Raw genomic sequence first — 26996 nt, forward strand, 5'->3', positions numbered from 1 at the left:
TACCAAATTCAAATATAGGAGATGTGTTAGTGGCCCGTATCGCTGGCATTAACGTCCCTGATCATAAACATGCAGTTATTGGTTTAACAGCTATTTATGGCATAGGTAAGACTCGCTCTAAGGCTATCTTAGAAGCGACTGGTATCGCCGAGACCACAAAAATCGGTGAACTTTCAGACGAAACACTTGACGTATTGCGTGAAGCAGTTGGCAAGTACACTGTAGAAGGTGACCTTCGTCGTGAAGTTACTTTGAATATCAAGCGCCTTATGGACCTTGGTTGTTTCCGTGGCCTACGTCACCGTCGCTCTTTACCACTTCGTGGTCAAAGAACAAAGACTAACGCGCGTACCCGTAAGGGTCCTCGTAAGCCTATTAAGCGATAAGGGGATAGTAAAATGGCTAAGACACCAATTCGTCGTAAAAAGGTTAAAAAGCAAGTTGCTGATGGTATGGCTCATGTTCATGCGTCTTTCAACAACACTATTGTAACGATTACCGACCGTCAAGGTAATGCACTATCATGGGCTACTGCCGGTGGTTCAGGTTTCCGTGGTTCACGTAAATCTACTCCATTTGCTGCTCAGGTTGCTGCAGAGCGTGCAGGTACTGCTGCTCAAGAATACGGTTTAAAAAATCTAGAAGTTTTCATCAAAGGTCCAGGTCCAGGTCGTGAATCTGCTGTACGTGCTTTGAATGCTGCTGGTTACCGTATCACCAACATTACTGACGTGACGCCAATACCACACAATGGTTGTCGTCCACCGAAGAAACGTCGCGTTTAACAATAGGTTAGGAGAAATAACATGGCAAGATATTTGGGCCCTAAGCTCAAGCTGAGTCGTCGTGAAGGTACTGACCTGTTCCTTAAGAGCGGCGTAAGAGCTATCGACTCTAAGTGTAAACTTGAGACTGCACCTGGTCAGCACGGCGCTCGTAAAGGACGCTTATCTGATTACGGTTTACAATTACGTGAAAAGCAAAAAGTACGTCGTATCTACGGTGTGTTAGAAAAGCAATTCCGTAACTACTACAAAGAAGCTGCTCGCCTTAAAGGTAATACAGGTGAAAACTTGTTACAGCTTTTAGAGCAACGTTTAGACAATGTTGTATATCGCATGGGTTTTGCTAGCACACGCGCTGAAGCACGTCAGTTAGTAAGCCACAAAGCGATTCTAGTTAATGGTCGTGTTGTGAACATTCCTTCATACGTAATTACTCCAGAAGATACTGTTGTAATCCGTGAGAAGTCTAAGACACAAGCACGTATCATCGCTGCTCTAGAGTTGGCTGAGCAACGTGAAAAGCCGACTTGGGTTGAAGTTGACGGTAAGAAATTGGAAGGTAGCTTCAAGCGCCTACCTGAGCGTTCAGATCTGTCTGCGGACATCAATGAACAACTAATCGTCGAACTTTACTCTAAGTAAAGTTAAGAGTTAAGAGAGGATAAAATGCAGGGTTCTGTTACAGAATTTCTAAAACCAAGGTTAGTCGATATCGACGCTATAAACCCAACGCGTTCTAAAGTAGTTTTAGAACCACTCGAGCGTGGCTTTGGTCACACTTTGGGTAATGCCTTACGCCGTATACTGTTATCATCTATGCCTGGATGTGCAGTAACTGAAGTTGAAATCGACGGTGTATTGCATGAGTACAGCGCGAAAGAAGGCGTACAAGAAGACATCATTGAAATACTACTAAACCTTAAAGGTCTAGCGGTAACGTTAGAAGGCAAAGATGAAGTTTTTCTGACCCTGACTAAATCTGGTGTAGGCCCTGTGACTGCGGCAGATATTCAGCACGATGGCGATGTAACAATTGCTAACCCAGATCATGTTATTTGTAATTTAACTACAAATAACAGCGAGATCAGCATGCGTATTCGTGTTGAGCGTGGTCGTGGTTATGTGCCGGCATCTAGTCGTTTATCCTCTGATGACGATGAGCGTCCAATTGGTCGATTGCTGCTTGATGCATCATTCAGCCCAGTTGAACGTATTGCGTACTCGGTTGAATCAGCCCGTGTTGAGCAACGTACAGACTTAGACAAGTTAATCATTGATATGGAAACAAACGGCACTTTAGATCCTGAAGAAGCGATCCGCCGTGCGTCTACTATCTTAGCTGAGCAACTAGATGCATTCGTAGATTTACGCGATGTAACTGAGCCAGAAGAGAAAGAAGAGAAGCCAGAATTCGATCCTATTCTACTTCGTCCAGTTGATGATCTTGAACTAACAGTACGTTCAGCAAACTGTTTGAAAGCCGAGCAAATTCAATATATCGGTGATTTAGTTCAGCGCACTGAAGTTGAGCTTCTTAAAACGCCTAATTTAGGTAAGAAGTCTCTAACTGAAATAAAAGACGTGCTAGCTTCACGTGGTCTTTCTCTAGGTATGCGCCTAGAAAATTGGCCGCCTGCAAGCCTAGCTGAATAATCTAAATCACTATATTAGTTTAGTTAGAAGGATAGGGTCATGCGCCATCGTAAGAGTGGTCGTCAATTAAACCGTAACAGTAGCCATCGTAAAGCGATGTTCAGCAATATGGCAGGTTCTTTGGTGAAACATGAAATCATCAAAACTACTTTGCCTAAAGCGAAAGAGTTACGCCGTGTAATTGAACCTTTAATCACACTGGCTAAGACTGACAGCGTAGCAAATCGCCGTTTAGCATTTGCCCGCACGCGTGATAATGAAGTAGTTGGTAAATTGTTCAGCGAAATCGGTCCTCGTAATACAGACCGTCCAGGTGGTTACACTCGTATTCTTAAGTGTGGCTTCCGTGCTGGTGATAATGCACCAATGGCTTATATTGAACTAGTTGGTCGCCCAGCGGCGAGCGAAGAAGTTCAAGAAGACGCACAGTCTGCAGAGTAAGTCTTTAAAGAGACACCAAAAAGCCGAGCTTATGCTCGGCTTTTTAATACCTAAAATTTATCACACGGTAATAGGGTCGCGTAAAGTCCTCTCCAATTTTTTTATCAATAATAAACAACAGCCCCATATCAATAAAGGCAGTCTATTTGCTACTAACAGAAATATAGTTCGCTTATTTAAATACTTTCTTCATGTTACCCCTGACCTATATATTCTATTTAGCTATGATTGGTAAAAATAAGCTAATTATATAACTTAAGGTTGTGATTAACGTCATAGGTTGAAACAGTAAATACATAAGTAAAGAAAGCCTTAACTATATGCTATGTTTTTTGCCAAATGCTCTTAGTGGTTCTACTAGCTTAAATAGTTATAGCAAGAAATCGGATATTATTTACAAGCGATTTAAACATCAACCTGCAACGCGTTATCATTAAAAAATAACTTATAACCACATTTGAAGCTAAATATGCTTGAGTTTAGTTGTCTTTTTAAGCGTTTAGTTGTAATTTTGTTCGAACAGTCATTTATTTCAAGTTTTCTTCAAAAAAGGGTTGATCTGTTTTCGGATCTCCCTATAATGCGACCCCACTGAGACGGCAGAGCGCAACGCATAGCGAGGCACGAGCTAATCAGAGAGTCGAGTAAAACTTAGTTTCGAAAACTTTCAAGTTTAACAAAATTAAGTGTTGACAAAAAAATAGGAAAGCGTAATATGCGCAGCCCTAGCGAGATAAAGTTTAACACTTTAATCGCAACCGGATAACCGGTATAGCTCTTTAACAATATAAAGCAATCATCTGTGTGGGCACTCGTACAGATTGAGTTCTAACAGCCAAGCTACTTCGTTCTTTATTGAGCAAGTAGCGAGGCAAAAAATTTAGAGTCTCAATGTGATTTCTCGAAAGAGAAACTGAGTGACCAACAGCAATAACTACTTCGGTAGTAATTGCAGCACAGTCAATTCAATATCGAAAGATATTAAATAAATTCAGAATTCATTGAGCTGTCGAAAGACATAAAACTTTTTAATTGAAGAGTTTGATCATGGCTCAGATTGAACGCTGGCGGCAGGCCTAACACATGCAAGTCGAGCGGTAACAGAGAGGTGCTTGCACCTTTGCTGACGAGCGGCGGACGGGTGAGTAATGCTTGGGAACATGCCTTGAGGTGGGGGACAACAGTTGGAAACGACTGCTAATACCGCATAATGTCTACGGACCAAAGGGGGCTTCGGCTCTCGCCTTTAGATTGGCCCAAGTGGGATTAGCTAGTTGGTGAGGTAATGGCTCACCAAGGCGACGATCCCTAGCTGGTTTGAGAGGATGATCAGCCACACTGGGACTGAGACACGGCCCAGACTCCTACGGGAGGCAGCAGTGGGGAATATTGCACAATGGGCGCAAGCCTGATGCAGCCATGCCGCGTGTGTGAAGAAGGCCTTCGGGTTGTAAAGCACTTTCAGTCAGGAGGAAAGGTTAGTCGTTAATACCGGCTAGCTGTGACGTTACTGACAGAAGAAGCACCGGCTAACTCCGTGCCAGCAGCCGCGGTAATACGGAGGGTGCGAGCGTTAATCGGAATTACTGGGCGTAAAGCGTACGCAGGCGGTTTGTTAAGCGAGATGTGAAAGCCCCGGGCTCAACCTGGGAACTGCATTTCGAACTGGCAAACTAGAGTGTGATAGAGGGTGGTAGAATTTCAGGTGTAGCGGTGAAATGCGTAGAGATCTGAAGGAATACCGATGGCGAAGGCAGCCACCTGGGTCAACACTGACGCTCATGTACGAAAGCGTGGGGAGCAAACAGGATTAGATACCCTGGTAGTCCACGCCGTAAACGATGTCTACTAGAAGCTCGGAACCTCGGTTCTGTTTTTCAAAGCTAACGCATTAAGTAGACCGCCTGGGGAGTACGGCCGCAAGGTTAAAACTCAAATGAATTGACGGGGGCCCGCACAAGCGGTGGAGCATGTGGTTTAATTCGATGCAACGCGAAGAACCTTACCTACACTTGACATACAGAGAACTTACCAGAGATGGTTTGGTGCCTTCGGGAACTCTGATACAGGTGCTGCATGGCTGTCGTCAGCTCGTGTTGTGAGATGTTGGGTTAAGTCCCGCAACGAGCGCAACCCCTATCCTTAGTTGCTAGCAGGTAATGCTGAGAACTCTAAGGAGACTGCCGGTGATAAACCGGAGGAAGGTGGGGACGACGTCAAGTCATCATGGCCCTTACGTGTAGGGCTACACACGTGCTACAATGGCGCATACAGAGTGCTGCGAACTCGCGAGAGTAAGCGAATCACTTAAAGTGCGTCGTAGTCCGGATTGGAGTCTGCAACTCGACTCCATGAAGTCGGAATCGCTAGTAATCGCGTATCAGAATGACGCGGTGAATACGTTCCCGGGCCTTGTACACACCGCCCGTCACACCATGGGAGTGGGTTGCTCCAGAAGTAGATAGTCTAACCCTCGGGAGGACGTTTACCACGGAGTGATTCATGACTGGGGTGAAGTCGTAACAAGGTAGCCCTAGGGGAACCTGGGGCTGGATCACCTCCTTATACGATTTAGAACTTATTTGTTCGTAGTGTCCACACAGATGATTGTTAGTTAGTAAGCCGAAAGGTTTATTAATTAATATGCTCTTTAAAAATTTGGAAAAGCTGATAATAAAATTCGTATGAATAACAATGTTATTTGTACAGAGTTTTCAAAAGTAAAAAAGAATGATAGCAGTATCATTCAGTGCCATTTAATGAACGTTTCGTTTGTTGATTGGTATCTACTTTAGTATTCAATATTAACTTCTGGCGAAGTTAAACTGTCACGAAACAAAGACCCGTTTGGGTTGTATGGTTAAGTGACTAAGCGTACACGGTGGATGCCTTGGCAGTTGGAGGCGATGAAGGACGTATTAACTTGCGATAAGCCTAGTCAAGCTAGTAAAAAGCGCTTGAGACTAGGATTTCCGAATGGGGAAACCCACCTGCTTGCAGGTATCGTTAACTGAATACATAGGTTAACGAGGCGAACGCGGAGAACTGAAACATCTAAGTACCCGTAGGAAAAGAAATCAACCGAGATTCCGATAGTAGCGGCGAGCGAAATCGGAACAGCCCTTAAGCTTATTATGTGTTAATGGAAGGCGCTGGAAAGCGCCACGATACAGGGTGATAGTCCCGTACATGAAAACGCATTTTAAGTGAAATCGAGTAGGTCGGAGCACGTGAAACTTTGACTGAATATAGGTGGACCATCATCTAAGGCTAAATACTCCCAACTGACCGATAGTGAACCAGTACCGTGAGGGAAAGGCGAAAAGAACCCCTGTGAGGGGAGTGAAATAGAACCTGAAACCGTGTACGTACAAGCAGTAGGAGCCCACTTGTTGGGTGACTGCGTACCTTTTGTATAATGGGTCAGCGACTTATATTTTGTAGCGAGGTTAACCGATTAGGGTAGCCGTAGGGAAACCGAGTCTTAACTGGGCGAATAGTTGCAAGGTATAGACCCGAAACCCGGTGATCTAGCCATGGGCAGGTTGAAGGTTGAGTAACATCAACTGGAGGACCGAACCCACTAACGTTGAAAAGTTAGGGGATGACCTGTGGTTAGGAGTGAAAGGCTAATCAAACCGGGAGATAGCTGGTTCTCCCCGAAATCTATTTAGGTAGAGCCTCGGACGAATACTTACGGGGGTAGAGCACTGTTAAGGCTAGGGGGTCATCCCGACTTACCAACCCTTTGCAAACTCCGAATACCGTAAAGTACTATCCGGGAGACACACGGCGGGTGCTAACGTCCGTCGTGAAGAGGGAAACAACCCAGACCGCCAGCTAAGGTCCCAAAGTCATAGTTAAGTGGGAAACGATGTGGAAAGGCCCAGACAGCCAGGAGGTTGGCTTAGAAGCAGCCATCCTTTAAAGAAAGCGTAATAGCTCACTGGTCGAGTCGGTCTGCGCGGAAGATGTAACGGGGCTAAACTATGCACCGAAGCTGCGGATTCAAAATTTATTTTGAGTGGTAGGGGAGCGTTCTGTAAGCGGTTGAAGGTGTACCGGGAGGTATGCTGGACGTATCAGAAGTGCGAATGCTGACATGAGTAACGATAATGCGGGTGAAAAACCCGCACGCCGGAAGACCAAGGGTTCCTATCCCATGTTAATCAGGGTAGGGTAAGTCGACCCCTAAGGCGAGGCCGAAAGGCGTAGTCGATGGGAAACGGATTAATATTTCCGTACTTGGTATAATTGCGATGGGGGGACGGAGCAGGCTAAGCAAGCATGGCGTTGGTAGTCCATGTGAAAGTGTGTAGGCTAGTGACTTAGGTAAATCCGGGTTGCTGTTAGGCTGAGACACGAGACGAGTCACCAAGGTGATGAAGTTGCTGATGCCATACTTCCAGGAAAAGCCTCTAAGCTTCAGATTATACCGAATCGTACCCCAAACCGACACAGGTGGTCAGGTAGAGAATACTAAGGCGCTTGAGAGAACTCGGGTGAAGGAACTAGGCAAAATCGTACCGTAACTTCGGGAGAAGGTACGCTCCGATTGGTGATGGGACTTGCTCCCTAAGCTGATTGGAGCCGCAGTGACCAGGTGGCTGGGACTGTTTATTAAAAACACAGCACTGTGCAAAATCGCAAGATGACGTATACGGTGTGACACCTGCCCGGTGCCGGAAGGTTAATTGATGGGGTTATCTTCGGAGAAGCTCTTGATCGAAGCCCCGGTAAACGGCGGCCGTAACTATAACGGTCCTAAGGTAGCGAAATTCCTTGTCGGGTAAGTTCCGACCTGCACGAATGGTGTAACCATGGCCACGCTGTCTCCACCCGAGACTCAGTGAAATTGAAATCGCAGTGAAGATGCTGTGTACCCGCGGCTAGACGGAAAGACCCCGTGAACCTTTACTACAGCTTGGCACTGAACATTGAACCTACATGTGTAGGATAGGTGGGAGACTTAGAAGCAGAGACGCTAGTTTTTGTGGAGTCGTCCTTGAAATACCACCCTTGTAGTTTTGATGTTCTAACGTTGGCCCCTGAATCGGGGTTACGGACAGTGCCTGGTGGGTAGTTTGACTGGGGCGGTCTCCTCCCAAAGAGTAACGGAGGAGCACGAAGGTTGGCTAAGTACGGTCGGACATCGTACGGTTAGTGTAATGGTAGAAGCCAGCTTAACTGCGAGACAGACACGTCGAGCAGGTACGAAAGTAGGTCATAGTGATCCGGTGGTTCTGAATGGAAGGGCCATCGCTCAACGGATAAAAGGTACTCCGGGGATAACAGGCTGATACCGCCCAAGAGTTCATATCGACGGCGGTGTTTGGCACCTCGATGTCGGCTCATCACATCCTGGGGCTGAAGTCGGTCCCAAGGGTATGGCTGTTCGCCATTTAAAGTGGTACGCGAGCTGGGTTTAGAACGTCGTGAGACAGTTCGGTCCCTATCTGCCGTGGGCGTTTGAGAATTGAGAGGGGTTGCTCCTAGTACGAGAGGACCGGAGTGAACGAACCGCTGGTGTTCGGGTTGTCATGCCAATGGCATTGCCCGGTAGCTACGTTCGGAACTGATAAGCGCTGAAAGCATCTAAGCGCGAAGCAGGCCTCGAGATGAGTTCTCACTAGACTTTTAAAGTCTCTGAAGGGCCGTTGAAGACTACAACGTTGATAGGCAAGATGTGGAAGTGGTGTGAGCCATTAAGCTAACTTGTACTAATTACCCGTGAGGCTTAACCATACAACGCCAAACGCGTTTTATGTGATAGTTTAAGCGAAGAAGTTAATAGACTAAAGTAGATTACTTGATTACTCTTTATTATCAGAAATTCCAAATTTTAGTAAGTTCGATTAAATCGACCTTACACCATATTTGCTTGGTGACAATAGCGTTTTGGACCCACCTGACCCCATGCCGAACTCAGTAGTGAAACGAAACAGCGCCGATGATAGTGTAGCATTTGCTATGTGAAAGTAGGACATTACCAGGATCCTAATTAAATAAACCCGCATTAGAAATGATGCGGGTTTTTTATTATTTGAAATAAATCGGCACCAATTCATAGTAACCTGCATAAATATTTGTAACCGTCCGGCTAACCACACCTAGCAACAATGTTTTTTGTATTTGAAAATACCGCCAATCTTTTATTGGAGGTCATTATGTATTCACCCTGCATAAAGATTAAGTCAATTTTATCCAGTCTCTAGCGCATATGCTTTTAACCGTATCAGGAACTGAGATGAATTTATTCCACGCTTGCGATACCTGTTCGACTATTTCTTCATAACCACTAAATACACGATTTGATAGATAGTGTTGCCGTAGTCAACGCCATGCTTGCTCCATTGGGTTTAACTCTGGGGAGTAAGGTGGAAGCTTTATCAACGTTACATTATTAAATGGTTGTACAGTATCAATAGGATGCCAACTAGCACCATCAACGATCACAACCGCATGACGTCTTTATTAATGATAGGGCTGATCAGTTGGGGCACTATCAATATTAATGAGCACGCCAATGAAAATTGATATTCATTATAAAGTGAAAGCAGAAGGAAGGTTTTCTATTAATTTAATTTCCCTAATTGCTGTAGCCCAATTGGTTATAAGTTTAATAGGTTAATTGTTAGGTAGGGGGTATCGCAGGTCAAAGTGTGATACCCCATTATTTTAGCCGCTAAAATTAAAGTTTCACCGGTGAAACTCAATTGTTGGATGAAGGTCTTGTGTTTGATTTTCTGCTATCAGTTAACAAATATAAAAATTAATTATTTATCATTATATTTTAATTTTTTGACAATGCTAAAGGCGTGAGCGATAAATGCCTTTCAATTGATATTAAAAGGAAAATTAAATGACTTTAAAAACAACACTTCTTTCAACCATTATTTTATCTACGTCTACCTTCTCATGCCTCGCTTTAGTCGCTGACGTTGAAGCCGGTGTAGTTAAAAATGTAGTGAACATTAGTGAGTATGATTCATTTGCTGCTGATTATCCTATTGATTATTCATTAATGAACGATCAAATAAATTCAAAAAAGAAAATCTATAGCAAGCCTATATCGACAGATATTTCAGCAAGAGCTCCTGCAACTGGCATTCAATATTTTGAAATATATGGTGTTGGTTCTACTACTCAAGGTTTTGAATATCCACAGCCATCAGCTTCAATCACCACACTAGATCATGGTAGTAGTCAAATTAGAGTTGCGGTTTTGCAATATGGGTATGGCAATGTTAATGATGCCACTTTAAGTGGGCAAACTAAATCCCCTACAGAAACTGAAAATATTTGTGGTACTTTAAACGTTGATGTACATATATGTACTCCTGGAGAGACAGTAACTGGATTACTTTGATTTCTATGGTCCTTAAAGTGGTCAATTTACAGTATCTTCACGTTCAATAGCCTCACCTTTTGGCTATTGGAGTGACTCTATATATATCCAGTGACATTAAGCCTTAATGTTTATTTTGGGGGGTAATTCATACCCCTGATACTCAGCTAAAACGTTCAAAAAATCTTCATATTTTTTACCTGATTCAGTATTCCCTAAACTGTATTCAAAATTAGATATGTTCTTTATTTGTTCTATAAAGTTAATTTTTTTAGTGTACGGGTCTCCTGAACTATGTGGATTTTGGCCTAAAAACGGCATTGAAAATAATAGACGCTCATCTCCAGTTTCCCGTATAAGTGTATTTAGTTCATTCACATCAATATTATTCATATCTATCGTTCTTGATTTTGTATTTCCCTCTGTTACATCAGGCAATTCATTGCCGCTTTTTTGGGGGGCTTTAGGTTGTTGAGCTGACTGGTATTGACTGTAGGTAGCAGTTTGATTGCCGATAATCATGAGGAACATCCTTATTGCTGGTTTTAAGTATATAAAACTAGCAATAAAGATGCTGTTTTTAAGAGAAGATGGCTCTAAAGTAGAGCTTTTATAATTATCCGAAGTTAAAACATAGCTTTTAAATAAGTAATATTAAAGTGAAATATTGGGATCGAGATTGATACAAAGATGAGGGATATAGAAATCAACATCCATTTCAATTTTTTGATTTCTTTTAAGTGATTTGCATTCTTAAGCGATTCATTTAGCCGCTGAATATTTAGTTCAATTTCGTGTACAGTCTCCTGAGAGACGAGCGCTAAATCTTTAATACTATCAACTGTAATGGTCAACTAATTTAGTAAAAGTAGATAAGGATCGGTGTGCGAATTAGATCACATAATTTAGCAGATTGGTATTAGTTAATTTTAAGCGTATGCTTTAATCGTATCACTTTTATAACGATTAAATATACGATTTGCTAGACAGCGTTGCCATATCCAGCTTCATGCATGCTCAATGCTATTAATTGGAAAATAGATCCAGCACAAAATCTACTTAATCAATATTTATTTTAATAGAGGTCCTAATGTCGTATTTATGTTTATCTTCCAAAATTAGGCAATTCGTATATTTAGCTCAGGAAATAAAAGAGCACGAAGGCAACGCTGCCAAAGCCGGTGGTTGCAATTTGTTTAACCTGATGGAGCGAGCAGGGCAGGCCGCCTTTGTAAGTTGGAACTCATTTAATGCACAGCAAACTTTAGTACTAGTAGGAAGTGGCAATAACGCTGGAGATGGTTATATTACGGCTAGTCTTATCAAGCAAGCAGATAGACACGTAGTGGTGTGTGCCGTTGATGAAAATAAAGAATTAAAAGGTGATGCGGCAAAAGCACAAAGACGTTGGATTGATGCCGGTGGTGAAATTTGTAACTTTAGCGTTGATATGCTGGCTGAATGTGACGTTATAATTGATGCATTACTCGGCACGGGTCTTAAAGATATGGTACGCAGTCATGTTGCCACTATAATTAAAACGGCAAATGAAAGCGCTAAACCAATACTGAGCATTGATGTACCATCAGGTATAAATGCAGATACAGGTCACCCTTTAGGTATTGCAATTAAAGCTACTAAAACAATTACTTTTGTAGGGATAAAACAAGGATTAACAACTGCGACGGGTAAACAGTATGTTGGTAAATTGATCTTTGATGACTTAGCAATTGGTGAGCAATTTATTGAACTAGCAAGCCCATCAGGTACGATAATCAATATTAATAGTTTTAAAGGGTTGGGTCCACGCGCTATAAATAGCCATAAAGGAAGCTATGGTAAATTACTTTGTATTGGTGGGAATCAAGGAATGGCAGGCGCTATCAGATTAACCAGCGAGGCAGCGCTTAGAGCTGGTGCTGGAATGGTCAGAGTGTACACCCATGAAAGCTCAATTATGCCAGTCAGTTTTGGCCGACCAGAGCTCATGGTAAGCAGTAACAACTTGCAACACGCATTGGAGTGGGCAAGCTGTGCTGTTATTGGCCCAGGCCTTGGACAAAACGAGTGGGCACAAAATACCTTTAATAAAGTTATTGAGTATTGTACACATAATAATATGCCATTAGTAATTGATGCTGATGCACTTAACTTACTTGCTAAAGACACTTTATTGCATCTACCCAAATACTCTATTCTTACCCCACATTCAAGCGAAGCCTCTAGATTATTAAATGTGACTACAGCAAAAATAGAATCTGATCGGTTCAGCCATGTTCAGCTGTGTGCCAAACGTTATTCAGCGATTTGCGTTTTAAAAGGGGCTGGAACTTTAATCAGTAATGGTGACTCTATCTGGATTTGTGAAGAGGGAGGCCCTGTATTGGCTGTTGGCGGCAGTGGTGATGTTCTTACTGGTATAATAGGTGCGCTGGTTGCACAGGGTATAGGCTGTGAGGAGGCAGCTTGCTACGGTGTAACCTTACATGCTAAAGCCGGTGATATAGCCTGTGAAAAAGCGGGAGAGAGGGGGATGCTACCTAGCGATCTTTTTTATATAGTTAGGCGGCTAATCAATAATCTAAAACCGAAATAAACTTATAGACTGTTTTAGTTATGAAATGGTAAATAAGTTTACTTATTTTTTGATAAATTAATTATTCTTCATATACTCTGTAGAAGCAGTTTATTTGTAATTGAGGTTAAAGATGTTAATACAGAAGAAAATGTACGTAGGAAGCTTTTTACTTATAGTTTTCTCTTTAGTTGTTTTAACCGCAATCATGCAATGGGTAATTACACCAATTATAAAAAATGAGGCTGTTTCTGCAGCACAATTGCAAGCTAAAGTTATTGGTGAATCCTTTGCTAAGGAGCTAGGTAAAAGTGCTGCTTTGACTAAAAGCTTATCTGTTGTTGCGCAAACACTTCCACTTGATAAAAATGAGTTTATTAAGAATTTGGCGCCGCTAATTGCTAGTGGTTCAGGCATTGCGGGTGGAGGAATATGGCCTGAGCCTAATGTGTTAGTGCCATCAGAACAAAAAGCCTCTCTTTTTTGGGCTAAAGGTGATAATGGTCAATACACATTATTAGATGATTATAATCAGTCCAATAGTAGCCCTTATCAACAAGAAAGTTGGTACACAAGTGCAATAAATGCAAAAGCAGGAGAGTGCGTATGGTCTGAAGCTTATGTTGATGCGGTTTCTAATGTACCTATGGTAACTTGCTCAGTTAAAATTGAGCGAAATAATCAGTTTTGGGGGGTGGCTACCCTAGATATAGAGCTCGCTCATATTGAAAAGTCACTACTTGCTGAAAATCAAGCTACAGGTACTTTTAGCTTTATTGTCGATAGTGCGCAGCAATTTGTTTCGATTCCAGGTTTTAGAGATGTTGAATTAGCTATGCTTAATTTCTCACAAGCAGTCAGTAAAGATTCTTCTTTAGCGCCTTTAGTAAATGCTTTGAAAAATAATAATAACTCTGTGACTGAATTTAACACAGGGGTTATAAAAGGCGATAGTTCTATTTTAGTGACATTTTCACTACCGGAACAAAAGTGGCGCTCTGGTGTTATTATTCCAACTGCTATCGCACAAAAAGCAGCTAATACACTTACTTATTACTTATATGGCTCATTTATTTTACTTATCGTAATCTTTATATCAGCGCTACTTGTGTTTGGTAGACGTTTGGTTGAGCAGATAGAGCAAACTACAGTTCAAGTTAGATCATTGATACAGCGTCAAACAGACTCTAAATTACCTGTGTCGGGGGATGATGAAATGAGCCATCTTTGCGAGGCTATTAATGACTATGGCGATCACCTTATTAAAATTCTCGAGTTGATCAAACAAGAGGCAACCTCTGTTAAAAATAATGCCCAATCTATAGATAGCTTAAGTAATAATAGCCAGCAACGCGCACACGAGTTAATGCAAGAAAATGAGTTATTAGCTACTGCTATTAATGAAATGTCGTTAGCAGCTTCATCGGTATCTGAAGATATTGGTGGCGTTGCTGATATCACAGCTAAGTCGTCAGACCTTGTAAATTCAGGATTTAATGTTATTGAGCAAAACGCAGAATCTATTCAGTTATTATTTAATAAATTAGCTGAGTCTGCTAATGCAATATCACAAATATCTGAAGATTCTCAACAGGTAGGTTCGGTACTTGATGTGATCATGAATATCTCTGAACAAACTAATTTACTTGCGCTTAATGCTGCCATTGAAGCTGCTCGCGCCGGTGATTCTGGTCGAGGATTTGCTGTAGTGGCCGATGAAGTAAGAACTTTAGCACAAAGAACACAACAGTCAGCTGGTGAAATTGAAACCATGATAAGCCAGTTACAACAGGCTGCTGCAAAAGGTGTCAGTGTTATCCAAGAGTGTCAAGAGTTCTCAGAGGTGGTTAATGAGCGTTCAAACACTACACGCGCACAATATGAAAATATAGTTGATGCATTTAATGATATTAAAGGGCGCTCAGCGAGTATCGCTGTTGCTACAGAAGAACAAGCGCAAGTAACCGTGGATGTTAAAAATTTAGCTGAACGAATTAGAGAGATATCGGGACAAAACGCTGCAGATGCAGAAGATTTCAGAGAAGTAAGTAAAGCTTCTAATAGCCAAGCGCAAAGGCTATATGATATTAGCAAGCAATAATTAACAGTGAAAACTATTGGGATGATCGGGCAGTAAGTTATTTAGCTGCCTGACCCTCTTTTCTTTAGAGCTATTTATCTACTGAAATGACATTAAGAGACATGAGCCTAGAAAACAGTTCAAACGGCTATTAAGCTTAGCCAATTGTATAAAATCCGTTGTAACACCTCTGTTAGGGCAATTAACGCCTATTTTAACTTGTTACCTGCATACACCTTAATAATTTACGCGTTTTATATTAAAAGTTACAGTTCAAAATGTTAATCTAATTAGTATATTAGTAACGATACGCTCTGCTTACGGATAACAGAATGCTTGAATTAGGTCAGCGTCAAACGATCATAGTAGCAATATTGGTTCTATTTTTGGGTAAGGCACTTAATAAGCAGCTTACCTTTTTACGTGAATATAATATTCCGGAGCCGGTAACCGGAGGGATGTTAGCTTCTATTTTTATTGGTGTAATTTATGCTTCCTCGGGGATAACAATTGATTTTGAGCTTGCAGGACGCGATCAATTTTTGATTATATTTTTTACTTGTGTAGGCTTAAATGCGCGATTTGCTAGTTTACTAAAAGGTGGTTATGCGCTTGTTATTTTGTTAGTGCTGGCAATTGTATATTTGGTGTTGCAAAACACAACGGGCCTTTTAGTGGGGCAGTTATCATCATCAGGCTCTGCGGTTGGGCTATTGGGCGGCTCTGTTTCTTTAAGTGGTGGACACGGCACAGCTATTGCTTGGGCTGATATTTTTGAGAGTAAGTTTTCTATTACTAATGCAATAGAAATTGGCATTGCATGCGCTACGTTTGGGCTCATTTTTGGTGGCATTATTGGCGGGCCTATTGCTAAATTTTTAATTAAACGCTACCAGCTTAATCCTGCAGACAGCGCCGTCGTTTCTCTTGGTGGTGAGTATAGTCAAGGTGAGAGAATTCATATTGATACGGTATTACATTGTATTTTAGTCATTAGTATAGCTATTGGAATTGGGCTACAGCTAAATCAAATTTTATTGTCTTTTGGTTTAATCTTACCTGAGTTTGTCACTTCCTTGTTTGCAGGCATTATATTAACGAATACAGTTCCTTATGTTTTTAATAAATGGAGTTGGCCATCAGGTACACGCTCTTTAAGCCTAGTTAGCGAGTTAAGTTTAGGGTTATTTTTAGCAATGTCGTTAATGAGTTTACAGTTATGGTCACTACTAGAACTAGCTGTCCCTATATTAGTAATACTTTTAGCGCAGGTATTTGTTATAACGATTTTTGTTATCTTTGTGGTATTTAAGTTATTAGGTAAAGATTATGATGCAGCAGTTATTGCTGCAGGTTATGCGGGGTTAGGTTTAGGTGCCACGCCGACGGCTATCGCCAATATGAATGCGGTCACGGAGCGATTTGGTCCATCTGAGAAAGCATTTATCGTTGTCCCTTTGGTAGGAGCTTTTTTTATTGATATAGCCAATACATTTGTGATTCAGTTCTTCATAAGTGTGCTATGAAAGGTATACCAATTCGGTTAATTAAGTGAGTTATTTTAAGGTAGGAAAACTGTGTCAATAGAAAGGCAAACGTTTAGTTGCTCTGATCGGAAAAATCTTAATGTGGCTAGCTGCCCCTTAAAAATGATGGAGTGTGATTGCGAATTGGTATGATACCTGGACTATTGTAAATACTAATACCAATCTTATTAAAAACATGGCCATTCTAGCGTATTAAATAATCTCCCACCTGCGTTAAAAATTATTTATATAGAACAATACTATGTCATAATTTTTTTCCTTGTTATCTACTTATTTCTTTGTCGCTATAATAGTTCACTAATTTAATGCAATGGGTATAAAATTACCCATTTAGAGAGCCTTATATGTAGAGTAGGGATTTTTAACAAGCTAGAGAGTCAAAAAGTGATTTGTACTGTGTTATTGACTTTTCATTGCGCCAATATGCTTTAAACGCGAATATTTTAGATAATATTGATAGCAGGTTAACTGCAGGCCAGCTATCAATATTAACCTATGAGCTTTATTGCTCTTGGTATAAATCGTTTTTAGCGATATAGCATTCCTGCTCGCTCAGGCTGGTAAGTAACTTCCTTTATTTTCACTTTAAGTACACCTCCGCCAGGCTTAGGCCACTCAATTTCTTCACCCTGAGATAGGCCAAGTAAGGCGCTACCAATTGGCGCTAAAATAGATATTTTATCTCCAGTTGTATCAATGTCCTTAGGGTACACCAGTGTTAATGTGAATTCTTCTTGGGTAGATTCAACGATAAAATTCACTGTTGAATTCATGGTTACCACGGTTGAGGGAACTTCGTGTGGCTCAACGATGTTAGCTCTACCAAGTTCTGCTTCAAGTTCTTTCTCACCCGCAAAACTGTTTGCAGGTAACGATTCCATCAGCGCATACAATCTATCTGCATCCAGTGATGAAATGATTATTTCAGGTTTTGTATTCAACTTAATATCCTTAATCATGTTAAATAAAATTTACTCTGGGTATAGCTTGCAGGAACTCAGTTGCATTGGAATACACTGAGGTAATTTTATTGTTGTCTTAGTGAATTTATTTTATCTCTATTGCTAAAAACCCAGCCGAAGCTGGGTTTTTATTTGAGCTAGGTGTGTGAGGGGATGATTACATCATGCCGCCCATACCGCCCATGCCACCCATATCGGCGCCACCAGCTTCTTCTTTAGGGATTTCAGCGACCATTGCTTCTGTGGTGATCATTAGACCGGCAATCGATCCTGCAAATTGTAATGCAGAACGCGTTACTTTAGTTGGATCTAGGATACCCATTTCAATCATGTCGTTGTATTCGCCAGTGGCTGCGTTGTAACCGTAGTTACCTTCGCCGCCTTTCACTGCGTTAATAACAACAGATGCTTCGTCGCCTGCGTTTGTAACGATTTGACGAAGTGGTGCTTCCATCGCACGAAGTGCCACTTTAATACCGTGGTTTTGGTCTTCGTTATCGCCTAGTAAGTCTACTAATTTGCTAGCAGCACGTACTAAGGCAACACCGCCACCTGGTACCACACCTTCTTCAACCGCTGCGCGAGTTGCATGTAATGCATCTTCAACACGGTCTTTTTTCTCTTTCATTTCCATCTCAGTAGCGGCACCTACTTTGATTACTGCAACACCGCCAGCTAATTTAGCCATGCGCTCTTGTAGCTTTTCTTTATCGTAGTCTGAAGTCGCTTCTTCAATTTGTGCTTTGATTTGTGCAACACGGCCGTTGATACCGTCTTCTTCACCAGCACCATCAATGATTGTTGTATCGTCTTTAGTGATTACTACACGTTTAGCTGTACCTAAGTCTTCAACTGTTGCTTTTTCAAGCTCAAGGCCGATTTCTTCAGAAATCACAGTACCGCCAGTTAATACCGCGATATCTTGTAGCATTGCTTTACGACGATCGCCAAAACCAGGTGCTTTAACCGCTGATACTTTTACAATACCACGCATGTTATTAACGACCAGTGTCGCTAACGCTTCACCTTCAAGGTCTTCTGCGATGATTAGTAGAGGTTTACTTGCTTTAGCAACCGCTTCTAATGTTGGTAATAATTCACGGATGTTAGATATTTTTTTATCTACAAGTAAGATAAATGGGTTATCTAGTTCAACCGCGCCTTTTTCAGCGTTGTTGATAAAGTATGGAGATAAGTAACCACGGTCAAACTGCATGCCTTCTACAACATCTAGCTCGTTTTCCAGTGATTGACCTTCTTCAACCGTAATAACACCTGTGTTACGGCCTACTTTTTCCATTGCATCAGCAATGATTTCACCAATTTCTTTATCAGAGTTAGCTGAAATAGTGCCTACTTGTGCAATCGCTTTAGTATCAGCACATGGAACAGAAAGCGCTTTAAGTTCTGCAACTGCAGCAATGATTGCTTTATCAATACCGCGCTTAAGATCCATTGGGTTCATACCCGCAGCAACCGCTTTAAGACCTTCGTTTACAATAGACTGAGCAAGCACAGTTGCGGTAGTGGTACCGTCACCAGCAGCATCATTTGCTTTAGACGCTACTTCTTTAACCATTTGTGCGCCCATATTTTCAAACTTGTCTTCAAGTTCGATTTCTTTTGCTACAGATACACCATCTTTGGTGATCACTGGAGAGCCAAATGATTTGTCTAATACAACGTTACGACCTTTAGGGCCTAATGTTACTTTTACTGCATTTGCTAGAATATTTACGCCAGTTAGCATTTTTGCACGTGCGTCGCCTGCAAACAGTACTTCTTTTGCTGCCATGTTTAATTTCCTCTAAATTCTTAAAATGTGTGTTAAACGAAAAGTAGGTTTAGCCTACAATGCCTAAAATATTGTCTTCACGCATGATCAGGTACTCTTGACCTTCGATCTTTTCTGTTTTTTCAACATATGAGCCAAATAACACAGTGTCACCGGCTTTCACTTCTAATGCTCGAACGTCACCGTTTTCTAAAACGCGACCATTACCTACGGCAACAACTTCTCCGCGAGTTGATTTTTCAGCTGCAGAGCCAGTTAATACAATACCGCCAGCAGACTTGGTTTCTTCTTCTAGACGCTTGATGATTACGCGATCTTGCAAAGGACGAATGTTCATGTTTTTAGTTCTCCTAACAGTTTCTGAACAGTACAGAAAAAAGTGTATCTAATTTGCTTTCATTAATGGGGGTGGAGTGAAAAATTCCAAGAGAAAAAATGATAAATTTTTAATCTTTTCGCTCGTATTCACCATCTATGGTTTTAGGGCGGTTTTCATCTTGCTCGTGATGCATTGATTGATGAGTTTGCGAAAACCCTGAAGTGCCAGTTTGATGCATGCTAGCGCTCATTCTTACAGTTGCTTGACTAGCAAGTCCTGCAGCTAATTTGTTACGAATAGCAGGGGTAAGGAGTAGTAAGCCAAATACATCAGTCATAATGCCGGGTGTTAATAAAAGTACCCCTGCAATAATTACGCAAATACCGGTAAACAATTCTTTAGCAGGCATTTGTCCTTGAGCCATTTGCACTTGTACGTTTTGTAGTGCGCCCATTCCTTGCTGTTTCACCATTTTCGCACCCACAATCGCGGTTAGTACCACTAAAGCGATTGTTGCGAAGCCACCTATCACGTCACTAACCTGAATTAGTAAGGCAATTTCAATAATAGGGATGATGATAAACAGCAAAAATAAAATTCTAAACATAAGACTCTCTAAAAAAATGACACTTATTAAGGTGCTAATGAAATATAAGTGAGGGTTGTCGGGTCTATTTTCAAGCTAATACAAGCAAGTTCCAAACTTTAATGTTAGTTAGGTTATAAATAGTGGGTTTAAATTAATACTCAAAATGTCGATATTGCGAGTGTCTACACATTATACCCGCTATCAGCTACTATGGGGCTAGACCCCCGCAAACAAGTAAAGGTTCATTATGACAACGCAATTTAAACTTATTTTTACCACTTGCAAAGATAACGATGAAGCTCGTTTATTGGCAATGGCGCTAATTGAAAAGAAACTAGCTGCATGTGTAAATATTTTACCAGCCATGACTTCTATTTATATATGGGAAGGTGAGGTAGCGGAAGCAACAGAGGTAAAGCTACTAATTAAAACCAAGTCTGACAAAATGAACGATGTATTTTTAACGTTAAAAGATCTGCACAGCTATGAGGTACCAGAGATACAAGTTGTTGATGTGACAACTGGTAACTTGGCCTATTTTAATTGGATGGATGAGGTGCTTAATTAATGCGCTTTATTTTATTTTTTTTATTAAGTATTTTAATGACGCCGGTGTTGGCGACGCAAAATACACTTAATGATTTTCTAAAGCCAACTCAACACACTTTTTTACCGGTAGATGAAGCATTTGTATTTGACTTTGACCAGCAAGGCAGTACGTTATTTATCGGTTGGGATATCGCTGATGACTATTACTTATATAAAGACAAAATAGAAATTATTGCCAAAGGTGCCAATATTGAGGTACCTAAGTTGGGCTCTGGTGAAATAATTGAAGATGAATTTTTTGGCAAAACTGAGGTGTTTTTTAATTCTCTTAGCGTTATCAGCAAACTAAGTAATGTGAGTGAAGATGGCGTTGTGAAGGTGCGTTATCAAGGCTGTGCAAAAGCAGGGCTGTGTTATCCACCTGAAATCATCAGCATTCCATTAAGTGTACTGGCAAGTGAAACTAATACTAATGACAATACCGCAGCAAGCAGTGCATTTGCGGCACTTAGCCAATCTGCAGAAAAACCAGCAACTGCACCAATACCCGATAAAGATCTGACATTTACAGAGCAGTTAGCCAGCCAAAGCTTAATGGTCAATTTAGCTATATTTTTTGCCGTGGGCGTGGGTTTGGCATTTACACCGTGTGTATTTCCGATGTTTCCTATTTTATCTAGCTTAATTGCAGGTCAAAAGAACCTGTCTACCAAAAAAGCATTTGCCCTATCATTTGTTTATATTCAAGGTATGGCGGTGACTTATGCCGCATTAGGATTAGTGGTTGCTGCATTAGGTGGCCAAGTGCAAGGCTACTTACAGCATCCATATGTGTTAATAAGTTTTAGCTTACTGTTTGTATTGTTGGCTATGTCGATGTTCGGTTGGTACGAAATAAAACTACCCAGTAGTATGATGAACAAACTAACCCAAGTGAGCAACAACCAAAAAGGGGGCAACTATATTGGGGTGTTCTTGATGGGGGTTTTATCAGGGCTTATTGCATCTCCTTGCACTACAGCGCCTTTATCAGCCGCATTATTATTTGTGGCACAAAGCGGCGATTACCTAGTAGGCGGGCTAACACTTTACGTACTGAGTTTAGGTATGGGGCTACCGCTGTTATTATTAGGTACATCGGGAGGTAAGCTATTACCGAAAGCTGGCGGCTGGATGGAACAAGTTAAAACCTTATTTGGTTTTATTATGTTAGTTGTGCCACTTATTTTGCTAGAGCGCATTATAGATATTGAAATTATTATGCTTATGGCAGGCTTATTAGCTATCGCCACAGCGCTTTATTTCCATTATTGGCAAAGCGCCCAAACTCAAGGCAAATTAAAAACCTTATTGTGGTTTATGGCTGTTTTATTGGTGTTTTTAGGATTTAACTTAACCAAAAATTATTTTTGGCCAACGCAAACAGTAAGCTTACAAGCGACTACACAAAGTAATGAGTTTAAGCTCGTTGCCAACTTAACCCAGTTGAAGCAAGCAGTATCGCAAGCAAATAGCGAAGATCGTATGGTCATGGTCGATTTATACGCTGATTGGTGTGTGGCGTGTAAAGAGTTTGAGCGTTACACGTTTCCTGATCCAAAAGTACAAAGCGAGTTTAGCCACTATCAGTTAATTAAAGTTGATTTAACCCAAAGCGATGATGACACAATTGAGGTGATGGAAGAATACTCTGTGTTTGGTTTACCGAGTATTTTGTTTTTTAATACCCAAGGTAAAGAGTTAAGTACACAACGTGTTACTGGCTTTTTAAATGCGGATGATTTCGCTAAGCACCTTGCTACAGTGCGTAGCAGCGCTGAATAACCATTCAGTATGGCGCAACATGATTGTTAATGTTGTGCCATTATACTTCCTTAAGCATGTTCCCATAATAGAGATTAGACCAGTATTTTGCTGCTATTTACTTCGAAATCACTATAATAGTTGGTTAACGTGAGAAAATGTTGCTATCTTAGTTTTTTCTGTATACTTTTTAGAAAAAACTAGTTAATAACTGCTTAACTCATTACTTATAGGATATATCGCGTATTATGGCTGCAAAATTAAAGATTTTAGTTATAAATGGCCCAAATTTAAACATGCTAGGAAAGCGTGAGCCTGATAAGTACGGTTCACACTCTTTAGAGCATATTATGAGCGATTTAAACAACGCTGCTAATAGTTTAGATGTGGCGTTAACGCATTTTCAAAGTAATAGTGAGCAAGCACTCATTGAACGCATTCATGATGCTTGGCAAGCGGTTGATTTCATTATTATTAACCCTGCAGCATTTACGCACACAAGCGTCGCATTACGTGATGCATTGCTAAGCGTTGATATTCCGTTTTTTGAAGTGCACTTAAGTAATGTGCATGCACGTGAAGCGTTTCGCCATCACTCTTATTTTTCTGATGTGGCGCAAGGCGTTATTTGTGGATTAGGTGCAATGGGCTACCACGCTGCGTTACATGCAGCGGTGAGTCGACTGCAAAACTCAAACTAAATTTAAACTAACAAACTAATAGGCGGGTCGTTTATGGATATTCGCAAGATCAAAAAACTAATTGAATTAGTCGAAGAATCAGGTATTGCAGAACTAGAAATCACTGAAGGTGAAGAATCAGTACGTATTAACCGTAATAATATGAGTGCCGGTCCAGCTTACGCACAATTTGCACCACAGCAATACGCTCCAGCACCTGCTCCAGCAGCGCCTGCACCATCAGCACCTGTAGAGTCAGAAGTAGCAGCAGGTCCTACAGGTCACCAAGTTAAGTCACCTATGGTGGGTTCTTTTTATGCAGCGGCTTCTCCAGAAGCGCCAGCATACGTTGAAGTTGGTTCACAGGTTAACGTTGGTGATACATTATGTATTGTTGAAGCGATGAAAATGATGAACCAAATTGAGTCAGATAAAGCCGGTACAGTTAAAGCTATTTTAGTAGAAAACGGCGAGCCAGTAGAATTTGATCAACCTTTATTCATCATTGAATAATAGCGCAACGTAAAAGGCCAACTCTTATGTTAGATAAAGTAGTCATTGCAAACCGAGGTGAAATTGCACTTCGTATATTGCGCGCCTGCAAAGAGCTTGGGATCAAAACGGTTGCTGTTCATTCAACGGCGGATCGTGATCTTAAGCATGTATTGCTAGCAGATGAAACCATCTGTATTGGCAAACCGGCAGCAACTGAAAGTTACTTAGACATTCCACGCATTATTGCCGCAGCGGAAATTACTGATGCGGTTGCTATTCACCCAGGGTATGGTTTTCTTGCTGAAAATGCTGACTTTGCCGATCAAGTTGAACAAAGCGGTTTTGTATTTATCGGTCCTCGTGGCGACACCATTCGGTTAATGGGCGATAAGGTATCGGCAATCGAAGCTATGCGTAAAGCGGGTGTTCCATGTGTACCGGGTTCTGATGGACCGGTATCGGATGATAAAGAACGCAACATGCAAATTGCTAAACGTATTGGTTATCCGGTTATTATTAAAGCAGCTGGCGGCGGTGGTGGTCGTGGTATGCGTGTTGTACGCAATGAAGGTGAATTAATTAATTCGATTGCGCTTACGCAGCAAGAAGCAAAGCAGTTCTTTGGCAATAGCATGGTTTACATGGAAAAGTACCTTGAAAACCCTCGCCATATAGAGGTACAAGTACTTGCCGATGGTCAAGGTAATGCAGTTCACTTAGGTGAACGTGATTGTTCAATGCAACGTCGCCATCAGAAAGTAGTTGAAGAAGCCCCCGCACCAGGAATTACTGCAGAAGTGCGTAAGTTCATTGGTGAGCGTTGTACACGTGCATGTATTGAAATTGGTTATCGTGGCGCGGGCACGTTTGAGTTTTTATACGAAAATGGTGAGTTTTACTTCATTGAGATGAATACCCGTATTCAGGTTGAACACCCAGTAACTGAAATGGTTACCGGTGTTGATTTAATTAAAGAGCAATTAAAAATTGCTGCGGGTCAACCTTTATCTTTCACGCAGGAAGATGTTGTAATTCGTGGTCACGCCATTGAATGTCGCATTAACGCTGAAGATCCAGAAACCTTTATTCCATCGCCAGGTAAAATTACTCGTTTTCATCCAGCTGGTGGTTTAGGTATTCGTTGGGATAGCCATATTTACGCTGACTACACGGTACCCCCACATTACGACTCTATGATTGGTAAGCTTATTACTTACGGTGAAAATCGTGATGTCGCTATTGCTCGTGCGCGTAATGCATTGAATGAACTGGTAATCGACGGAATTAAAACAAATACCCCACTGCATAAACGTATTCTTGCAGATGAAAACTTTAAAAATGGTGGCACTAATATCCACTACCTTGAAAAAAAGCTAGGGTTATAATTACTTCGATTTCACAAACCGGCCTAGGCCGGTTTTTTTATCTTTAAAAACGAGGCAGTATCGTCTTAAATAAATAATCTGGTATGATTAACCAATATGCGCTTTTTGTTAATTTTGAGGTAATCATGTCGTGTAGTTTTGATTTTCATTTAGTCGATGAACATGCCACAGTTGCTATGGGTAATAAATTAGCTGCCATAATAGAGCAAGGCGCAGTTATTTATTTACATGGTGATTTGGGGGCAGGTAAAACGACATTTACCCGTGGCATAGTGCAAGGCTTTGGCCATACAGGTAAGGTTAAAAGTCCAACGTATACGCTAGTAGAGCCTTACGAGCTTGTGCGCGGTAATGTTTATCACTTTGATTTATACCGGCTGGGCGACCCTGAAGAGCTTGAATTTATGGGGATCCGTGATTATTTTTCGGCAACGGCAATTTGTATTGTTGAGTGGCCGCAGAAGGGTGGAGAATTTATTCCTGTTCCTGATTTAAATGTTACGCTAAGTTATGTAGGTGACGAGCGTAAAATTGTTATTAACAGTGCCAGTGAGCGCGGCGTAGCAATTGTCGAAAAACTAACAAATTAATAATAAAATAGTTAAGGCAGTGATTATCAAAATGAGTCGTGGTTTAGTTAAACTTTTTATTTACTGCATGGTTTTTACAGTGAGCTTACCATTGTGGGCGCAAAACACCATTAATAGTGTGCGTGTCTGGCCATCACCTGATAGTACACGGGTGGTATTTGACCTTGATGATAAGCCCGACTTTAGTTATTTTATGTTGAAAAACCCGAGTCGTTTGGTGGTTGATTTGGAAGGTACAAATAAGTTAGAAACCTTGCCAAAAGTACCCTCAAAACATCAGCTTGTTAGTAAGTTGCGTTATTCAAAACCAAAAAATAAACATAGCGTACGCTTAGTATTTGAATTAACAGGGGCAATTAAGCCCGTTATATTTTCACTCGCCCCCACAGGTCCATATAAAAATAGGTTGGTCGTTGATTTATATGATAGAAGCCAACCTTCACAGGTGGTTACTCCAGCGCAAACTGCGGCTAAAAAACGTCAATTAAACCAAGAACGCGACATTGTAATTGCAATAGATGCAGGCCATGGTGGAGAAGATCCTGGTTCAATCGGCCCTTCAGGTACATATGAAAAAGACATTACATTACAAATAGCGAAGCGTTTAGAGCGCATGATTGATGCTGAGCGCGGTATGATATCTCGTATGGTTCGTAGTGGCGACTATTTTGTAAAACTTGACACGCGCACTAATCGTGCTCGTCAAAAAAAAGCTGACTTTCTTGTCTCGATTCATGCAGATGCCTTTACTAGCCCGGGGCCAAATGGTGCTTCTGTATGGGTGTTATCGCTTCGACGCGCTAACTCAGAAATTGGTAAATGGATTGAGGATAAAGAAAAACACTCAGAGTTACTCGGTGGTGCTGCCGATGTAATTAAAGATGCTGCTAATGAAAAGTACCTAGCGCAAGCTTTACTCGATATGTCTATGGATCACTCAATGAAAACAGGGCTAAGTGTTGCAGACGAAGTGGTCAAAGAATTAAGAAAAGTCGCTAAAATGCATAAAAAACATCCACAACATGCAAGTTTAGCCGTATTGAAGTCGCCAGATATTCCGTCTATTTTAGTTGAAACTGGGTTTATTTCTAATCCACGTGAAGAGCAATTACTAAAAAGTGCTAACTATCAAGAGCGTCTTGCTAAAGCTATGTTTACCTCCATTAAGAATTATTATTTACGTAACCCACCGGATGATTCGTTATTTGCTAAATTAAAATCACAATACCCTACAAAACATAAAGTTCGTCCAGGTGAGTCTTTAAGTATGCTTTCAGGGCGTTATGGGGTAAGTATTAGTAAAATAAAACAAGTTAACAAGCTCAGTTCAAATACGTTATTTATTGGCCAGGAACTTGATATTCCACAAGGTTAATTTAAAAGCGCATAACATTTAAGGT

The 26996-nt window shown here is 41.1% G+C and carries 21 protein-coding genes, 3 rRNA genes and 1 pseudogene; 19 read left to right on the forward strand and 6 right to left on the reverse strand.

Annotated features, from left to right (window positions below; translation table 11 throughout):
* Window positions 1-29: 29 nt before the first annotated feature.
* The 8 genes from rpsM to rrf all read left to right on the forward strand — a co-directional run bounded on the left by rpsM (window position 30) and on the right by rrf (window position 8874).
* A complete protein-coding gene (gene rpsM, locus KG708_RS12605) occupies window positions 30-386 on the forward strand; it encodes a 30S ribosomal protein S13 (RefSeq protein ID WP_008115377.1) in 357 nt (118 codons plus the stop codon).
* A 12-nt stretch (window positions 387-398) separates the two neighbouring features.
* Window positions 399-785 (forward strand): 30S ribosomal protein S11, encoded by a 387-nt coding sequence (rpsK, locus tag KG708_RS12610; RefSeq protein ID WP_002959471.1) that lies wholly within the window; start codon window positions 399-401, stop codon window positions 783-785.
* Window positions 786-806: 21 nt separating this feature from the next.
* Window positions 807-1427: a 30S ribosomal protein S4 gene (rpsD, locus tag KG708_RS12615; protein WP_002959461.1), complete on the forward strand. Its 621-nt coding sequence runs from the start codon at window positions 807-809 to the stop codon at window positions 1425-1427.
* Between the two features lie 24 nt (window positions 1428-1451).
* Window positions 1452-2438, forward strand: coding sequence for a DNA-directed RNA polymerase subunit alpha (rpoA, locus tag KG708_RS12620; RefSeq protein ID WP_008115371.1), 987 nt, complete (start codon window positions 1452-1454; stop codon window positions 2436-2438).
* 39 nt (window positions 2439-2477) lie between these two features.
* Window positions 2478-2879: a 50S ribosomal protein L17 gene (gene rplQ / locus KG708_RS12625; RefSeq protein ID WP_013466072.1), complete on the forward strand. Its 402-nt coding sequence runs from the start codon at window positions 2478-2480 to the stop codon at window positions 2877-2879.
* Between the two features lie 1029 nt (window positions 2880-3908).
* A 16S ribosomal RNA gene (locus KG708_RS12630) occupies window positions 3909-5444 on the forward strand.
* 293 nt (window positions 5445-5737) lie between these two features.
* A 23S ribosomal RNA gene (locus KG708_RS12635) occupies window positions 5738-8624 on the forward strand.
* 135 nt (window positions 8625-8759) lie between these two features.
* A 5S ribosomal RNA gene (gene rrf, locus KG708_RS12640) occupies window positions 8760-8874 on the forward strand.
* The 16S, 23S and 5S rRNA genes sit together here, the layout of an rRNA operon.
* A 194-nt stretch (window positions 8875-9068) precedes the next feature.
* On the opposite strand, the pseudogene KG708_RS17695 reads toward rrf, so the two are convergent.
* Window positions 9069-9347 (reverse strand): annotated as a pseudogene (locus KG708_RS17695) (transposase); the annotation flags it as partial.
* A gap of 394 nt (window positions 9348-9741) precedes the next feature.
* Between KG708_RS17695 and KG708_RS12650 the strand changes: the two are divergent.
* A complete protein-coding gene (locus tag KG708_RS12650; RefSeq protein WP_213610300.1) occupies window positions 9742-10248 on the forward strand; it encodes a DUF4879 domain-containing protein in 507 nt (168 codons plus the stop codon).
* Window positions 10249-10344: 96 nt separating this feature from the next.
* Here the strand turns inward: KG708_RS12650 and KG708_RS12655 are convergent, their stop codons facing one another.
* A complete protein-coding gene (locus KG708_RS12655; protein WP_213610301.1) occupies window positions 10345-10749 on the reverse strand; it encodes a hypothetical protein in 405 nt (134 codons plus the stop codon).
* 568 nt (window positions 10750-11317) lie between these two features.
* On the opposite strand from KG708_RS12655, the gene KG708_RS12660 reads away from it, so the two are divergent.
* The 3 genes from KG708_RS12660 (at window position 11318) to gltS (ending at window position 16408) form a co-directional block, all read left to right on the forward strand.
* On the forward strand, window positions 11318-12823 hold the full coding sequence (locus KG708_RS12660; protein WP_213610303.1) for an NAD(P)H-hydrate dehydratase: 1506 nt from the start codon (window positions 11318-11320) through the stop codon (window positions 12821-12823).
* A gap of 112 nt (window positions 12824-12935) precedes the next feature.
* A complete protein-coding gene (locus KG708_RS12665; RefSeq protein WP_213610305.1) occupies window positions 12936-14903 on the forward strand; it encodes a methyl-accepting chemotaxis protein in 1968 nt (655 codons plus the stop codon).
* 311 nt (window positions 14904-15214) lie between these two features.
* Window positions 15215-16408 (forward strand): sodium/glutamate symporter, encoded by a 1194-nt coding sequence (gene gltS, locus KG708_RS12670; RefSeq protein WP_213610307.1) that lies wholly within the window; start codon window positions 15215-15217, stop codon window positions 16406-16408.
* 548 nt (window positions 16409-16956) lie between these two features.
* Here the strand turns inward: gltS and rnk are convergent.
* The 4 genes from rnk to KG708_RS12690 all read right to left on the reverse strand — a co-directional run bounded on the left by rnk (window position 16957) and on the right by KG708_RS12690 (window position 20112).
* On the reverse strand, window positions 16957-17370 hold the full coding sequence (gene rnk / locus KG708_RS12675; RefSeq protein WP_213610309.1) for a nucleoside diphosphate kinase regulator: 414 nt from the start codon (window positions 17368-17370) through the stop codon (window positions 16957-16959).
* 178 nt (window positions 17371-17548) lie between these two features.
* Window positions 17549-19186: a chaperonin GroEL gene (gene groL / locus KG708_RS12680; RefSeq protein ID WP_213610311.1), complete on the reverse strand. Its 1638-nt coding sequence runs from the start codon at window positions 19184-19186 to the stop codon at window positions 17549-17551.
* Between the two features lie 49 nt (window positions 19187-19235).
* A complete protein-coding gene (locus KG708_RS12685) occupies window positions 19236-19523 on the reverse strand; it encodes a co-chaperone GroES (protein ID WP_008113511.1) in 288 nt (95 codons plus the stop codon).
* A gap of 109 nt (window positions 19524-19632) precedes the next feature.
* Window positions 19633-20112 (reverse strand): FxsA family protein, encoded by a 480-nt coding sequence (locus tag KG708_RS12690; RefSeq protein ID WP_064664113.1) that lies wholly within the window; start codon window positions 20110-20112, stop codon window positions 19633-19635.
* A gap of 229 nt (window positions 20113-20341) precedes the next feature.
* On the opposite strand from KG708_RS12690, the gene cutA reads away from it, so the two are divergent.
* The 7 genes from cutA (at window position 20342) to KG708_RS12725 (ending at window position 26971) form a co-directional block, all read left to right on the forward strand.
* Window positions 20342-20662 carry a divalent-cation tolerance protein CutA gene (gene cutA / locus KG708_RS12695; RefSeq protein WP_213610312.1) on the forward strand — a complete coding sequence of 107 codons (321 nt, stop codon included), beginning with the start codon at window positions 20342-20344 and terminating at the stop codon, window positions 20660-20662.
* Window positions 20662-22467 carry a protein-disulfide reductase DsbD gene (locus KG708_RS12700; protein WP_213610313.1) on the forward strand — a complete coding sequence of 602 codons (1806 nt, stop codon included), beginning with the start codon at window positions 20662-20664 and terminating at the stop codon, window positions 22465-22467. The genes cutA and KG708_RS12700 overlap by 1 nt, the downstream gene beginning before the upstream one ends.
* A gap of 227 nt (window positions 22468-22694) precedes the next feature.
* Entirely contained in the window at window positions 22695-23147 is a 453-nt protein-coding gene (aroQ, locus tag KG708_RS12705) for a type II 3-dehydroquinate dehydratase (protein ID WP_213610314.1), read from the forward strand.
* A 33-nt stretch (window positions 23148-23180) separates the two neighbouring features.
* Window positions 23181-23639 (forward strand): acetyl-CoA carboxylase biotin carboxyl carrier protein, encoded by a 459-nt coding sequence (accB, locus tag KG708_RS12710; protein WP_213610315.1) that lies wholly within the window; start codon window positions 23181-23183, stop codon window positions 23637-23639.
* A gap of 26 nt (window positions 23640-23665) precedes the next feature.
* On the forward strand, window positions 23666-25006 hold the full coding sequence (gene accC, locus KG708_RS12715) for an acetyl-CoA carboxylase biotin carboxylase subunit (RefSeq protein ID WP_213610316.1): 1341 nt from the start codon (window positions 23666-23668) through the stop codon (window positions 25004-25006).
* A 125-nt stretch (window positions 25007-25131) separates the two neighbouring features.
* A complete protein-coding gene (gene tsaE / locus KG708_RS12720; RefSeq protein WP_213611087.1) occupies window positions 25132-25596 on the forward strand; it encodes a tRNA (adenosine(37)-N6)-threonylcarbamoyltransferase complex ATPase subunit type 1 TsaE in 465 nt (154 codons plus the stop codon).
* Between the two features lie 31 nt (window positions 25597-25627).
* Window positions 25628-26971: an N-acetylmuramoyl-L-alanine amidase gene (locus KG708_RS12725; RefSeq protein ID WP_213610318.1), complete on the forward strand. Its 1344-nt coding sequence runs from the start codon at window positions 25628-25630 to the stop codon at window positions 26969-26971.
* Window positions 26972-26996: the final 25 nt, after the last annotated feature.

The organism is Pseudoalteromonas sp., from assembly GCF_018402495.1.
Lineage (GTDB): Bacteria > Pseudomonadota > Gammaproteobacteria > Enterobacterales > Alteromonadaceae > Pseudoalteromonas.